This window comes from Streptomyces sp. NPDC048392 (genome assembly GCF_043200575.1).
In the GTDB taxonomy this organism is placed as follows: domain Bacteria; phylum Actinomycetota; class Actinomycetes; order Streptomycetales; family Streptomycetaceae; genus Streptomyces.
Map to the genome: position 1 here is coordinate 772128 of NZ_JBICYB010000001.1, position 13067 is coordinate 785194.

General features: G+C 72.1%; 10 protein-coding genes. 7 read left to right on the plus strand and 3 right to left on the minus strand.

Going from position 1 to position 13067, the window contains the following annotated elements:
* Window positions 1–27: 27 nt before the first annotated feature.
* Complete coding sequence (gene uvrA, locus ACGFYH_RS03365; protein ID WP_393801420.1) at window positions 28–3066, plus strand: excinuclease ABC subunit UvrA; 3039 nt, start codon at window positions 28–30, stop codon at window positions 3064–3066.
* A gap of 84 nt (window positions 3067–3150) precedes the next feature.
* On the plus strand, window positions 3151–3633 hold the full coding sequence (locus tag ACGFYH_RS03370; RefSeq protein WP_393801421.1) for a hypothetical protein: 483 nt from the start codon (window positions 3151–3153) through the stop codon (window positions 3631–3633).
* A gap of 32 nt (window positions 3634–3665) precedes the next feature.
* On the opposite strand, the gene ACGFYH_RS03375 is transcribed toward ACGFYH_RS03370, so the two are convergent.
* Both ACGFYH_RS03375 and ACGFYH_RS03380 read right to left on the minus strand, forming a co-directional pair.
* Window positions 3666–4574: a carbohydrate kinase gene (locus tag ACGFYH_RS03375; RefSeq protein WP_393801422.1), complete on the minus strand. Its 909-nt coding sequence runs from the start codon at window positions 4572–4574 to the stop codon at window positions 3666–3668.
* Entirely contained in the window at window positions 4571–5656 is a 1086-nt protein-coding gene (locus tag ACGFYH_RS03380) for a LacI family DNA-binding transcriptional regulator (RefSeq protein WP_393801526.1), read from the minus strand. The genes ACGFYH_RS03375 and ACGFYH_RS03380 overlap by 4 nt, the downstream gene beginning before the upstream one ends.
* 246 nt (window positions 5657–5902) lie before the next feature.
* Between ACGFYH_RS03380 and ACGFYH_RS03385 the strand changes: the two genes are divergently transcribed.
* The gene (locus tag ACGFYH_RS03385) at window positions 5903–6328 is read left to right on the plus strand and encodes a Rieske (2Fe-2S) protein (RefSeq protein ID WP_393801423.1); all 426 of its coding nucleotides are present in this window, start codon (window positions 5903–5905) and stop codon (window positions 6326–6328) included.
* 36 nt (window positions 6329–6364) lie between these two features.
* On the opposite strand, the gene ACGFYH_RS03390 is transcribed toward ACGFYH_RS03385, so the two are convergent.
* Window positions 6365–7318 carry a hypothetical protein gene (locus ACGFYH_RS03390; protein WP_393801424.1) on the minus strand — a complete coding sequence of 318 codons (954 nt, stop codon included), beginning with the start codon at window positions 7316–7318 and terminating at the stop codon, window positions 6365–6367.
* A 351-nt stretch (window positions 7319–7669) separates the two neighbouring features.
* Between ACGFYH_RS03390 and uvrC the strand changes: the two genes are divergently transcribed.
* The 4 genes from uvrC to whiA are packed head-to-tail and all read left to right on the plus strand — an operon-like array spanning window position 7670 to window position 12904.
* Complete coding sequence (gene uvrC / locus ACGFYH_RS03395) at window positions 7670–9877, plus strand: excinuclease ABC subunit UvrC (protein ID WP_393801425.1); 2208 nt, start codon at window positions 7670–7672, stop codon at window positions 9875–9877.
* Window positions 9874–10836 carry an RNase adapter RapZ gene (gene rapZ, locus ACGFYH_RS03400; RefSeq protein ID WP_393801426.1) on the plus strand — a complete coding sequence of 321 codons (963 nt, stop codon included), beginning with the start codon at window positions 9874–9876 and terminating at the stop codon, window positions 10834–10836. Before uvrC ends, rapZ begins: the two co-directional genes overlap by 4 nt.
* On the plus strand, window positions 10833–11924 hold the full coding sequence (gene yvcK, locus ACGFYH_RS03405) for a uridine diphosphate-N-acetylglucosamine-binding protein YvcK (RefSeq protein WP_393801427.1): 1092 nt from the start codon (window positions 10833–10835) through the stop codon (window positions 11922–11924). The genes rapZ and yvcK overlap by 4 nt, the downstream gene beginning before the upstream one ends.
* On the plus strand, window positions 11915–12904 hold the full coding sequence (gene whiA / locus ACGFYH_RS03410) for a DNA-binding protein WhiA (protein ID WP_393801428.1): 990 nt from the start codon (window positions 11915–11917) through the stop codon (window positions 12902–12904). Before yvcK ends, whiA begins: the two co-directional genes overlap by 10 nt.
* Window positions 12905–13067 lie beyond the last annotated feature (163 nt).

Sequence of the window (13067 nt, forward strand, 5' to 3'; positions counted from 1 at the left end):
CTTCTCTCAAGAAAGGTGCGGACCGGCGTGGCCGACCGTCTCATCGTCCGTGGCGCGCGCGAGCACAACCTGAAGAACGTCTCGCTCGACCTGCCTCGTGACTCGCTCATCGTCTTCACGGGCCTGTCCGGGTCGGGCAAGTCCTCCCTGGCCTTCGACACCATCTTCGCCGAGGGCCAGCGGCGCTACGTGGAGTCGCTCTCCTCCTACGCCCGGCAGTTCCTCGGCCAGATGGACAAGCCGGACGTCGACTTCATCGAGGGCCTCTCCCCGGCGGTCTCCATCGACCAGAAGTCGACCTCGCGCAACCCGCGCTCCACGGTCGGCACCATCACCGAGGTCTACGACTACCTGCGCCTGCTCTTCGCCCGCATCGGCAAGCCGCACTGTCCCGAGTGCTCCCGGCCGATCTCGCGTCAGTCGCCGCAGGCCATCGTGGACAAGGTCCTGGAGCTCCCGGAGGGCAGCCGGTTCCAGGTGCTGTCGCCGCTGGTGCGCGAGCGAAAGGGCGAGTTCGTCGACCTCTTCGCCGACCTCCAGACCAAGGGCTACTCCCGCGCGCGGGTGGACGGCGAGACCGTCCAGCTGTCCAACCCGCCCACGCTGAAGAAGCAGGAGAAGCACACCATCGAGGTGGTCGTCGACCGCCTCACGGTGAAGGACTCCGCCAAGCGCCGCCTCACCGACTCCGTGGAGACTGCGCTCGGCCTGGCCGGCGGCATGGTCGTGCTCGACTTCGTCGACCTCCCCCAGGACGACCCCGAGCGCGAGCGCATGTACTCGGAGCACCTGTACTGCCCGTACGACGACCTGTCCTTCGAGGAGCTGGAGCCCCGCTCCTTCTCCTTCAACTCGCCCTTCGGCGCCTGCCCCGACTGCTCCGGCATCGGCACGCGCATGGAGGTCGACCCGGAGCTGATCGTCCCCGACGAGGACAAGTCCCTCGACGAGGGCGCCATCCACCCCTGGTCGCACGGGCACACCAAGGACTACTTCGGCCGCCTGATCGGCGCCCTCGCGGACGCGCTCGGCTTCCGGACGGACATCCCCTTCGCGGGCCTGCCGCTGCGCGCCCGCAAGGCCCTGCTGAACGGCCACAAGACCCAGGTCGAGGTCCGCTACCGCAACCGGTACGGCCGCGAGCGCCGGTACACCACCGCGTTCGAGGGTGCGATCCCCTTCGTCAAGCGCCGGCACAGCGAGGCGGAGAGCGACTCGAGCCGCGAGCGCTTCGAGGGCTACATGCGCGAGGTGCCCTGCCCCACCTGTGCGGGCACCCGGCTCAAGCCCCTCGTCCTCGCGGTCACCGTCATGGGCAAGTCCATCGCCGAGGTCTCGGCGATGTCCATCAGCGACTGCGCGGACTTCCTGGGCGAGCTGAAACTCAACGCCCGCGACAAGAAGATCGCCGAGCGCGTGCTCAAGGAGGTCAACGAGCGGCTGCGGTTCCTGGTCGACGTCGGCCTGGACTACCTCTCGCTGAACCGCGCGGCGGGCACCCTCTCCGGCGGTGAGGCCCAGCGCATCCGCCTGGCCACCCAGATCGGCTCCGGACTCGTCGGCGTGCTGTACGTCCTCGACGAGCCGTCCATCGGCCTCCACCAGCGCGACAACCACCGGCTGATCGAGACCCTCGTCCGGCTCCGCGACATGGGCAACACGCTCATCGTCGTCGAGCACGACGAGGACACCATCAAGGTCGCCGACTGGATCGTCGACATCGGCCCCGGCGCGGGCGAGCACGGCGGCAAGGTGGTGCACAGCGGCTCCCTCAAGGAGCTGCTCGACAACGCCGAGTCGCAGACCGGCCAGTACCTGTCCGGCAGGAAGGCCATCCCGCTGCCCGACATCCGGCGCCCGCACGACCCCTCCCGGCGCCTCACCGTGCACGGCGCCCGTGAGAACAACCTCCAGGACATCGACGTGTCCTTCCCGCTGGGCGTGTTCACGGCCGTCACCGGCGTCTCCGGCTCCGGCAAGTCGACTCTGGTCAACGACATCCTCTACACGCACCTGGCCCGCGAGCTGAACGGCGCCAGGAACGTCCCCGGCAGGCACACGCGCGTGGACGGCGACGACCTCGTCGACAAGGTCGTCCACGTCGACCAGTCACCCATCGGCCGCACCCCGCGGTCGAACCCGGCGACGTACACCGGCGTCTTCGACCACATCCGCAAGCTGTTCGCCGAGACGACGGAGGCGAAGGTCCGCGGCTACCTGCCCGGCCGGTTCTCCTTCAACGTCAAGGGCGGTCGCTGCGAGAACTGCGCGGGCGACGGCACCATCAAGATCGAGATGAACTTCCTCCCGGACGTCTACGTCCCGTGCGAGGTGTGCCACGGCGCCCGGTACAACCGGGAGACCCTGGAGGTCCATTACAAGGGCAAATCCATCGCCGACGTCCTGAACATGCCGATCGAGGAGGCGACCGACTTCTTCGAGGCGGTCCCCGCCATCTCCCGGCACATGAAGACCCTGAAGGACGTCGGCCTCGGCTACGTCCGGCTCGGCCAGTCCGCGACCACCCTGTCCGGCGGCGAGGCACAGCGCGTGAAGCTCGCCAGCGAGCTGCAGCGCCGCTCCACCGGACGCACCGTCTACGTCCTGGACGAGCCGACCACCGGTCTGCACTTCGAGGACATCAGCAAGTTGCTGACGGTCCTCGGGGGCTTGGTCGACAAGGGCAACACGGTCATCGTCATCGAGCACAACCTCGACGTGATCAAGACCGCCGACTGGGTCGTCGACATGGGCCCCGAGGGCGGCGCCGGCGGCGGCCTGGTGGTCGCCGAGGGCACCCCCGAGCAGGTCGCGGGCGTCCCCGCCAGCCACACCGGCAAGTTCCTCCAGGACGTCCTCGGCGCCGACCGGGTCAGCGACGCGGCGGCCTCGGTCACCAGGCCGCGCAGGGCGGCGGCGAAGACGGTCGCGACCAAGGCAACCGCCAAGAAGACCGCCACCCAGGCGGTCACCGGCACCACCGCGAGGAAGACGAGCGCCGCCAAGACGGCCAAGAAGGCCGTCAAGCCCGCCGCGAAGAAGACCACGCGGACGAGCAAGGCCTGAGTCCGGACAGCGCCGGGCCCCACGGGGGATCCTGGGTTCTAACGGTCCTCGCAACACCCGCGGTCTGTGGGAGTTGTGAGGACCGTGGGCGTTGAGCGTGGTTCTGCGGGGCTGCGGGAGCGTTCCTTCCCCGGCTGGATGCCGAGCTGGATCTTCACGACCGAGCGGCCCAACCTGCTTCGGTACCTGTTCAGCGACGGGCGTGCCCGCGTCGCCGACCCGGACTGGGACCGCGTGGCCGACGACCTAGTCGCGCAGCTCCGGCACGAGGCACCGCTGCGGGACCCGTACGTGACCGACCTGGCCGACGAACTGACGCTGACGGCGGGGGCGGCCTTCACCGACCGGTTCGCCGGCCTCGGCGTGGCGGCCCGGCGCGTCGGCACCCAGCTCATCGAGCACCCCGAGGCCGGGCCGCCAAGGCTGCAGTACGAGACGCCGGCACTGGTCGAGGAGGGGCAGCGGATCGTCGCGCACCTGCCCGCGGACGACGCCACGGCCGCCTCCCCGGACCGCCTGAACGGTCGCCGGCCCGGCGCCCTGCGGGCCGTTCGTCCGGCGGTCTGAGGCGGACGGCATCCGGGGCCGGCCGGTGCCCGTCAGACGGGGACTTCGTGCGCGTACGGCGGTTCCGCACCCGCGCGGGAACAGGTGACCGCCGCCGCGCGGGCGGCGAAGCCCAGCAGTTCGGCCCAGCCGTCCTGACCCAGAGCGGCCACGGCGCCCTCACCGAGGGCGTCCTGGGCCGCGAGACCGTGCAGCAGGGCCGCGTTCACCGTGTCGCCCGCGCCGATCGTGTCCACCACCTCCACGCGCTCGCCCGGCACCGTGTACTCGCCCCCGTCACGGGTGAACGCCGTCAGCCCGGCACCGCCCCGGGTGACCACGACCGCGGCCGGGCCCGCCGCGAGCCACTCCCGGGGCGTGCCGCCCAGCCACTCGGCGTCCTCGGCGGACAGCTTCAGCAGCGACACCGAGGGCAGCCAGTTCCTGAACCGGGCCCGGTAGGCGCCCGGGTCCGGGATCAGTCCTGCCCGGATGTTCGGGTCCAGCGCCGTGAACACGCCGCGCGCCGCCGTCTCGCGCAGCAGCTCCTCGTACGCGCCCGCGCCCGGCTCCAGCACCAGCGAACAGGTCCCGAAGGAGACGGCCCGGGTGCCGGACGGCAGACCGGCGGGCACCGAGAACAGCCGGTCGGCCGTCCCGTCCACATAGAAGGAGTACGCGGCCGAACCGTCCGCGTCGAGCGAGGCCACGGCCAGAGTCGTCGGCTCGGCGCCGCGCTGCACCCATGAGACGTCCACGCCGGTCTCGCGCAGCCGGTCGAGCAGCGCCTCGCCGAAGGCGTCGTACGACACCCGCGAGCAGAACGCGACGGGCGAGCCGAGGCGGCCCAGCGCGACGGCGGTGTTGTAGGGACCGCCGCCGAGCGCCGGCCGCAGCGCGGCGAGGGCGCCCGTGCCCTGCGGTACCAGGTCGATCAGTGCCTCACCGGCGACGACGATCACGGGAGGGTCCTTTCGTTGGCCTCGGCATGGGCTTCCCCGGACTGCTCGGAGGGCTGCCCGCGCTGCCCGGAGCAGCCGCAGGAGGTGCGGTGGACGAAGGCGCAGGGCAGCCGTACGGTCCGGGCGGGCCGGTCCGGCGCGGCGAGGCGTTCCAGCAGCATCCGGACCGCCTGTGCGCCCAGCTCCCTGCTGGGCTGGGCGACGGCGGTGAGCCGGGGCGAGAAGAGGTCCGCCCAGGCGAAGTCGTCGAAGCAGCACAGCGCGAGGTCGGCGGGCACGGACAGACCCCGGGCCCGAAGAGCCCGCAGGGCTCCGATGGTCATCGCGTTGTTGGCGGTGACCAGCGCGGTGGGCGGTACCGCCAGGGACAGCAGGTCCGCCGTGGCCCGTTCGCCGCCCGCCGCCTCGGAGTCGCCGTGGACCAGCAGCCGCTCGTCGAAGGGCAGCCCGGCGGCGGCCAGGCCGTGCCGGTATCCGGTGATCCGCTCGCGGGTCGTGCTGAGTCCCGGCCGGCCCGCGACCAGGCCGATCCGGCGGTGGCCGAGTCCGGCGAGGTGACCGACCAGCAGGGTCGTCGGCTCGGCGCTCTCGGCGCAGACCTGGTCGAAGCGCGGTGTGCCGTCGCTCTCCGGCGCGTCGACGACCCGGTCGAGGAACACGGCCGGCACCCGGTGGCGTCCGAGATAGGCGAGGAGGTCGCGCGGGTCGGCGGAGGGCGCGACGATCATGCCGTCCACGCGCCGCTCGTGCAGCAGCTGGACGACCTTGCGCTCGTGCCGGGGATCGTCGTGCGGATCGGCGATGAGCAGGCTGTAACCGTGCTCCAGGGCACTGGCCTCGACGCCCTGGAGGATCTCCGTGAAGTACGGGTTGCTGATCGCCGACACCGCGAGCCCGATGGAGCGCGTGCGGGAGGTGACCAGGGAACGGGCGAGGGTGTTCGGGGTGTAGCCCAGCTCCTCGACGGCGTCCAGCACCGCCCGACGGGTGTGCGGCAGCACCGGACGGGTGTCGTTGAGCACGTGCGAGACGGTCGCCACGGAGACCCCGGCGCTCCGTGCGACATCGGCCATGGTCGCCACCGGCGTGCCCCCTTCGCGTCGGTCGCGCATCGACCCCGTGCGGCACCTGACGGGTGCCGTGTCCGCGCGCACTGGCCGGACGGTATCTCATCCGCCGAGGACGCGTAAACGCTTGCGCAAGCGTTTACGCGGCCTCGAAGGAACCATCCGCGTCCGGCCCCCGGCCCCCGGCCCGCGGCACGGCCGCGCTCGCCGGATATCGTCGCTCTGCACCCGCATGCCGCCGTCCCGACCAGTGGAGATCCCATGCCCGGCCGTCCCGCCCCGCGCCGCCGTACCGTCCTGAGCGCGGCGGCTCTCACGCCCGTGGCCGGACTCGGCCTCACCGCCTGCTCCCCGGACGACGACGGTGCCGCGCCGGCCAGGCCCACCGCGCCCGTGGACCTCGGCGCGGACGGAGAGGTCGCCAAGGGCGCCGCCACACTCTTCCCGGACGGGAACGTGGTGGTCAGCCGGGCCGAGAACGGCTCCCTGAAGGCGTTCAGCACGGTCTGCACGCACGCGGGGTGCCCGATCGAGAAGCTGGAGGGGGCCAAGCTCGTCTGCCCCTGTCACGGCAGCGAGTTCGACGCCCGTACCGGCGAGGTGCTGCACGCCCCGGCGACCGCGCCGCTCATCGAACTGCCGGTCGAGGTGAAGCAGGGACGGATCATCGCGAGTCCGGGAGCCTGACCGGCACCGACCGGCCCCACCCGCCCGTCGCCGCATTCACTCCCAGTCCCAGCCGATCCCGAGCATCCCCGACCGCACGCGCGCTTCCACGAGGTGCACCGAGTGGTGCTGCCCGCTGAGCGCCAGCTCCTGCCGTCCGCCGCGCGGTGCCGCCGGCGAGTGCTGCGTGAACCGGTGGCAGCGCACCGGCAGGGCCGCGGCGTCGAACCGCACCTGCAGCGCGTACTGCCCGCCCGCCGTGCCGAACCCGCGGACGTACTCGCGCGACACACCGGCCGTGCCGTCCTCGACGCCGTAGCGGAAGAGGTGCGTGTCACCGGTCCGCAGCCGCGTGTCGAAGAGCAGCTCGGTCACGAGCACACCGGTGTCGTGGTGGGTGCGCACACGTCCCGTGCGGCAGTTCTCCAGCGCGTGGACGGTCATCCGGGCGGGAGCGCATCCCGGATCGCCGTAGTGGACGGCGACGAAACGGTCGACGCCGTCGCGGTGGGCGCGGACGATGTGGTGCGACTCGCGCCCCGCCAGCTCGCGGCCGGGTCCGATCCGGATCCGTTCGTGGTGCCCGAGGGTGTGCACCCCGCCGTCCGGCGACGGGTGTCCCAGCTCGGCCAGCAGCCGGTCCAGGACGCCCGACGCCGCCAGGTGGGCACGGTAGGAGCGGGCCGCGGGCCGCCGCCGGTCGGAGACCTCCTCGTCGGCCTCGGAGAGCAGGCGTATCAGCGACTCCTCGGGCAGCTGGAGTATCTCCTCCAGGGCCCGCACCGCCCGCAGCGACTCCGGACGCTGCGGGCGCCGGGCGCCCTGCTGCCAGTAGCTCAGACTCGTGACGCCCACCTTCACCCCGTGACGCGACAGATGGTGCTGCACGCGCTGCAACGGCAGTCCGCGTGCGGCGATCGCGGCGCGCAGGGCGACGTGGAAGGGCCCGCCGCGCAGGGCCGAGTCGAGTTGCGCGGTGGCGACGTCCGCGTGCTGTGTGGCGTGCGGCATGCAGAGGCCTTTCTGTGAAGTTCACGACGGCTGGTCAGACCGTCGACACGAATCGGCCGGGGCCGCCTCCCCCGGTCGCGGCGCAGAGGTCTTCACATCCGTACGCCGTGCTTCAAGGCCCCGAGTCCCCCCGCATTGAAGCGTGTTGACCTGGTCCGGACAACACCTGACGCCCGACCGTCATGGGCTCCTGGCCGAGAAAGCACGGGCCGGCCGCCTCGGGGGCCACCCGGTGTGACCGACCGGTCCCGTACCGTCCTCCCCGTCCTTCCCGGCCGGCCGTCCACAGGGGTGCGGCCCGTCGTCCACAGCCCCGCCGGAGTGTCGGTGCCCGCCAGTAGGGTGTGAGTCATGGCCGACCCCTCCAGCTACCGCCCCAGGCCGGGTGAGATCCCGGACTCCCCGGGGGTGTACAGGTTCCGTGACGAGCACCGCCGGGTGATCTACGTCGGAAAGGCGAAGAGCCTGCGCCAGCGCCTGGCGAACTACTTCCAGGACCTGGCGAACCTCCATCCCCGCACCCGCACCATGGTCACCACGGCCGGGTCCGTGGAATGGACGGTGGTGTCCACGGAGGTCGAGGCGCTGCAGCTGGAGTACTCCTGGATCAAGGAGTTCGACCCCCGGTTCAACGTCAAGTACCGCGACGACAAGAGCTACCCGTACCTCGCGGTGACGATGAACGAGGAGTTCCCGCGCGTCCAGGTGATGCGTGGCCACAAGAAGAAGGGCGTGCGCTATTTCGGTCCGTACGGGCACGCCTGGGCGATCCGCGACACCGTCGACCTGCTGCTGCGTGTCTTCCCGGTGCGCACCTGCTCCGCGGGCGTCTTCAAGAACGCCGCCCGTACCGGCCGCCCCTGCCTGCTCGGCTACATCGGCAAGTGCTCGGCGCCCTGCGTCGGCCGGATCGACCCCGACGACCACTGGGACCTGGCCGACGAGTTCTGCGACTTCATGGCCGGCCGCACCGGCACGTACCTGCGCCGCCTGGAGCGGCAGATGGCCGAGGCGGCCGAGGAGATGGAGTACGAGCGGGCGGCGCGCCTGCGGGACGACATCGGAGCCCTCAAGAAGGCGATGGAGAAGAGCGCGGTCGTGCTGGCCGACGCCACCGACGCCGACCTGATCGCGGTGGCCGAGGACGAGCTGGAGGCTGCCGTCCAGATCTTCCACGTGCGCGGCGGACGCGTGCGCGGCCAGCGCGGCTGGGTGACCGACAAGGTGGAGGAGATCACCACCGGAGCCCTCGTCGAGCACGCCCTGCAGCAGCTGTACGGCGAGGAGACCGGGGACGCGGTCCCCAAGGAGGTCCTGGTCCCCGCCCTGCCCGACCCGGTGGAGCCCGTCCAGCAGTGGCTGACCGGCCGCCGGGGGTCGGGCGTGTCGCTGCGCATCCCGCAGCGCGGCGACAAGAAGGCGCTGATGGAGACCGTCCAGCGCAACGCCCAGCAGGCCCTCGTCCTGCACAAGACCAAGCGCGCCTCCGACCTGACCACGCGCTCGCGAGCCCTGGAGGAGATCGCCGGGGCCCTCGCTCTCGACAGTGCCCCGCTCAGGATCGAGTGCTACGACATCTCGCACCTCCAGGGTGACGACGTCGTGGCCTCCATGGTCGTCTTCGAGGACGGGCTGGCCCGGAAGAGCGAATACCGACGGTTCCAGATCAAGGGCTTCAGGGGACAGGACGACGTCCGTTCCATGCACGAGGTCATCACCCGCCGCTTCCGCCGCTACCTCGCCGAGAAGGAGAGGACCGGCGAGTGGGCGGACGGCGAGGGCCTGGAGTACGGCGAGCAGGGCGCGAACGGCCGGGCCGCCACGACCGGCCACACCGCGCCCGACGGACCCACCGCCTCCGAGGCGCCGGCCGCCACGACGGGCCGAGCCGGCGCCGACGACGGTGAGATCCTCATGGACGGCCCGGCGCTCAAGGACGACGACGGCCGTCCCAAGCGCTTCGCCTACCCGCCCCAGCTCGTCGTCGTCGACGGCGGACAGCCGCAGGTCGCGGCCGCCCAGCGGGCGCTGGACGAGCTCGGCATCGACGACATCGCCGTCTGCGGTCTCGCCAAGCGCCTGGAGGAGGTCTGGCTGCCGCGCGAGGACGACCCGGTCGTTCTGCCCCGCACCAGCGAGGGCCTGTACCTGCTGCAGCGGGTCCGCGACGAGGCCCACCGCTTCGCGATCACCTACCAGCGCTCCAAGCGCTCCAAGCGCTTCCGCTCCAGTCCACTGGACGACGTGCCCGGCCTGGGGGAGACCCGCAAGCAGGCGCTGATCAAGCACTTCGGGTCGGTGAAGAAGCTGCGGTCGGCGACGATCGACCAGATCTGCGAGGTGCCCGGCATAGGCCGTAAGACGGCGGAGACCGTGGCCGTGGCCCTGGCCGGGGCCGCCCCGGCCGCTCCCGCCGTGAACACGGCGACCGGAGAGATCATGGATGACGAGGACGGGGCACCCGAGACGGAGGACGGGGCACCCGGGACGAGGGCGGATGCCCCGGGGGAGCCCGTGTCCGCGGGCACCCCGGACGAACGACGGGGGCAGGAGAGATGACCGAGCACGAGGCACAGCCCACAGCGGAACGAGAACAGACCCGCGACGACGGAGCACAGGTGAGTACGGGCAAGGAAACAGCCGGGGCGCACGAGGCGGCCATCCCCGAGCTGGTGATCATCTCCGGCATGTCCGGAGCGGGCCGCTCGACGGCCGCCAAGTGCCTGGAGGACCTGGGCTGGTTCGTCGTCGACAACCTGCCGCCCGCACTGATCCCCACCATGGTGGAGCTCGGCGCCCGCTCGCAGGGCAACGTGGCCCGCATCGCGGTGGTCGTCGACGTCCGGGGCCGGCGCTTCTTCGACAACCTGCGGGAGTCCCTGGCGGACCTCGACGCCCGCGGCGTCACCCGCCGGATCGTCTTCCTGGAGTCCTCCGACGACGCCCTGGTGCGCCGCTTCGAGTCGGTGCGCCGCCCGCACCCCCTGCAGGGCGACGGCCGCATCGTCGACGGCATCGCCGCCGAGCGGGAACTGCTGCGCGAGCTGCGCGGCGACGCCGACCTGGTGATCGACACCTCCAGCCTCAACGTGCACGAGCTGCGCGCCAAGATGGACGCCCGGTTCGCCGGCGACGAGGAGCCCGAGCTGCGGGCCACGGTGATGTCCTTCGGTTTCAAGTACGGCCTCCCCGTAGACGCCGACCTCGTCGTCGACATGCGCTTCCTGCCCAACCCGCACTGGGTCCCGGAGCTGCGCCCCTTCACCGGACTCAACGAGGAGGTGTCGAGCTACGTCCTGAACCAGCCCGGCGCCAAGGAGTTCCTCGACCGCTATGCCGAGCTGCTCCGGCTGATCGCCGCGGGCTACCGTCGTGAGGGCAAGCGCTATGTGACCGTCGCCGTCGGCTGCACCGGCGGCAAGCACCGGTCCGTGGCCATGTCGGAGAAGCTCGCAGCCCGGCTAGCAGCCGAGGGCGTGGAGACGGTGGTCGTCCACCGGGACATGGGACGGGAATGACAGGACGTACTCCGCGGCTGAGCAGGCTGCGCCGGGTGGTGCCCGAGGGGCGCGGCGGCAGACCCGCCGACACCCGCGCCGCCCGGCCCGAACAGACGCGCGGCGGCAAGCCGCGCCGCCGGGGCGCACAGCCCAAGGTCGTCGCCCTCGGCGGCGGCATGGGCCTGTCCGCCTCGCTCGCCGCACTGCGCCGGATCACCGGCGACCTCACCGCCGTCGTCACCGTGGCCGACGACGGCGGCTCCAGCGGGCGTCTGCGGGACGAGCTGGGCGTCCTGCCGCCCGGCGACCTGCGCAAGGCGCTGGCCGCGCTGTGCGGCGACGACGACTGGGGCCAGACCTGGGCCCGCGTCATCCAGCACCGTTTCCAGTCCCAGGGCGACCTGCACGAACACGCGGTCGGCAATCTGCTGATCGTCGCCCTGTGGGAGCAGCTCGGCGACCACGTCCAGGCGCTGGACCTGGTGGGCAAGCTGCTCGGCGCGCACGGACGCGTGCTGCCCATGTCCGCCGTGCCGCTGGAGCTCCAGGCCCTGGTCAGGGGCCACGACCCGGACCGGCCCGACGAGGTGGACACCGTACGGGGTCAGGCGAACGTGGCGCTCACTCCCGGCGAGGTGCAGTCGGTGCACCTGGTGCCCAACGACCCGCCAGCCGTCTTCGAGGCGGTCGACGCCGTCCTGGACGCCGACTGGGTGGTGCTGGGGCCCGGCTCCTGGTTCTCCTCGGTCATCCCGCACCTGCTCGTGCCCGATCTGCTGGACGCGCTGGTCGAGACGAAGGCCCGCCGGGTGCTCTCGCTGAACCTCGTCCCGCAGCCCGGAGAAACCGAGGGCTTCTCTCCGCAGCGTCATTTGGAGGTTTTGGGACGACACGCCCCTAAACTCGCCCTGGACGTGGTGCTGGCCGACGAGGCCGCCGTGCCCGACCGTGACTCGCTCACCGATGCCGCGAAACGGTTCGGTGCCGCGGTCGAGCTGGCTCCGGTCGCCCGGACCGACGGGACCCCGAGACACGACCCGGAGCTGCTGGCCGCCGCGTACGACCGTATTTTTCGGATGCATGGAAGGATCGGCCCATGGCGATGACGGCAGCGGTGAAGGACGAGATCTCCCGGCTCCCCGTCACCCGGACCTGCTGCAGAAAGGCGGAGGTCTCCGCCGCCCTGCGGTTCGCCGGCGGCCTTCACCTGGTGAGCGGGCGCATTGTGATCGAGGCGGAGCTGGACACCGCGCGGGCGGCCCGCAGGCTCAAGCAGGACATCCTGGAGATCTTCGGGCATGGCTCGGAGCTGATCGTGATGGCGCCGGGCGGACTGCGCCGCGGTTCGCGTTACGTCGTTCGGGTGGTTGCGGGCGGTGACCAGCTGGCCCGGCAGACCGGCCTGGTGGACGGCCGGGGCCGCCCGATCCGGGGCCTGCCGCCGCAGGTGGTCTCGGGGGCCACCTGCGACGCCGAGGCCGCCTGGCGCGGGGCCTTCCTGGCGCACGGCTCGCTCACCGAGCCCGGCCGCTCCTCCTCCCTGGAGGTGACCTGTCCGGGCCCCGAGGCGGCGCTCGCCCTGGTCGGCGCCGCCCGCCGGCTGTCGATCCCCGCCAAGGCCCGCGAGGTGCGCGGCGTGGACCGGGTCGTGGTCCGCGACGGCGACGCGATCGGCGCCCTGCTCACCCGTCTCGGGGCCCACGACTCGGTACTGGCCTGGGAGGAGCGCAGGCTGCGGCGCGAGGTCCGCGCCACCGCGAACCGCCTCGCCAACTTCGACGACGCCAACCTGCGCCGCTCGGCCCGCGCGGCCGTCGCCGCCGGTGCCCGGGTCCAGCGCGCCCTGGAGATCCTCGCCGACGACGTGCCCGAGCACCTCGCCGCCGCGGGCCGGCTGCGCATGGAGCACAAGCAGGCCTCCCTGGAGGAGCTGGGTGCCCTCGCCGACCCGCCGCTGACCAAGGACGCCGTCGCCGGCCGCATCCGCCGCCTGCTGGCCATGGCCGACAAGCGGGCCTCGGACCTCGGCATCGCCGGCACCGACGCCAACATCGGCGAGGAGCTGGCCGACAACCTCGTCGGCTGACCCGGCCGCCGACGGGCCGGCCTGCGAAAACAGAGCCAACAAGCCGGTGCCGGAGCCCACTTGGGTGACCGGCACCGGCTTCAGCGTGTCCTTGCCGCACTCTTGACTCGATCATGAGCTGTCATGAGCCTGGCATCTGTTCGCCACTGTGGCGAACCCAGGC

Coding starts and splice junctions, on each gene's coding strand:
- ACGFYH_RS03385 (WP_393801423.1), top strand. CDS start 5,903: ATGCCCGGCCGTCCCGCCCCGCGCCGCCGTACCGTCCTGAGCGCGGCG.
- ACGFYH_RS03390 (WP_393801424.1), bottom strand. CDS start 7,318: ATGCCGCACGCCACACAGCACGCGGACGTCGCCACCGCGCAACTCGAC.
- uvrC (WP_393801425.1), top strand. CDS start 7,670: ATGGCCGACCCCTCCAGCTACCGCCCCAGGCCGGGTGAGATCCCGGAC.
- rapZ (WP_393801426.1), top strand. CDS start 9,874: ATGACCGAGCACGAGGCACAGCCCACAGCGGAACGAGAACAGACCCGC.
- yvcK (WP_393801427.1), top strand. CDS start 10,833: ATGACAGGACGTACTCCGCGGCTGAGCAGGCTGCGCCGGGTGGTGCCC.
- whiA (WP_393801428.1), top strand. CDS start 11,915: ATGGCGATGACGGCAGCGGTGAAGGACGAGATCTCCCGGCTCCCCGTC.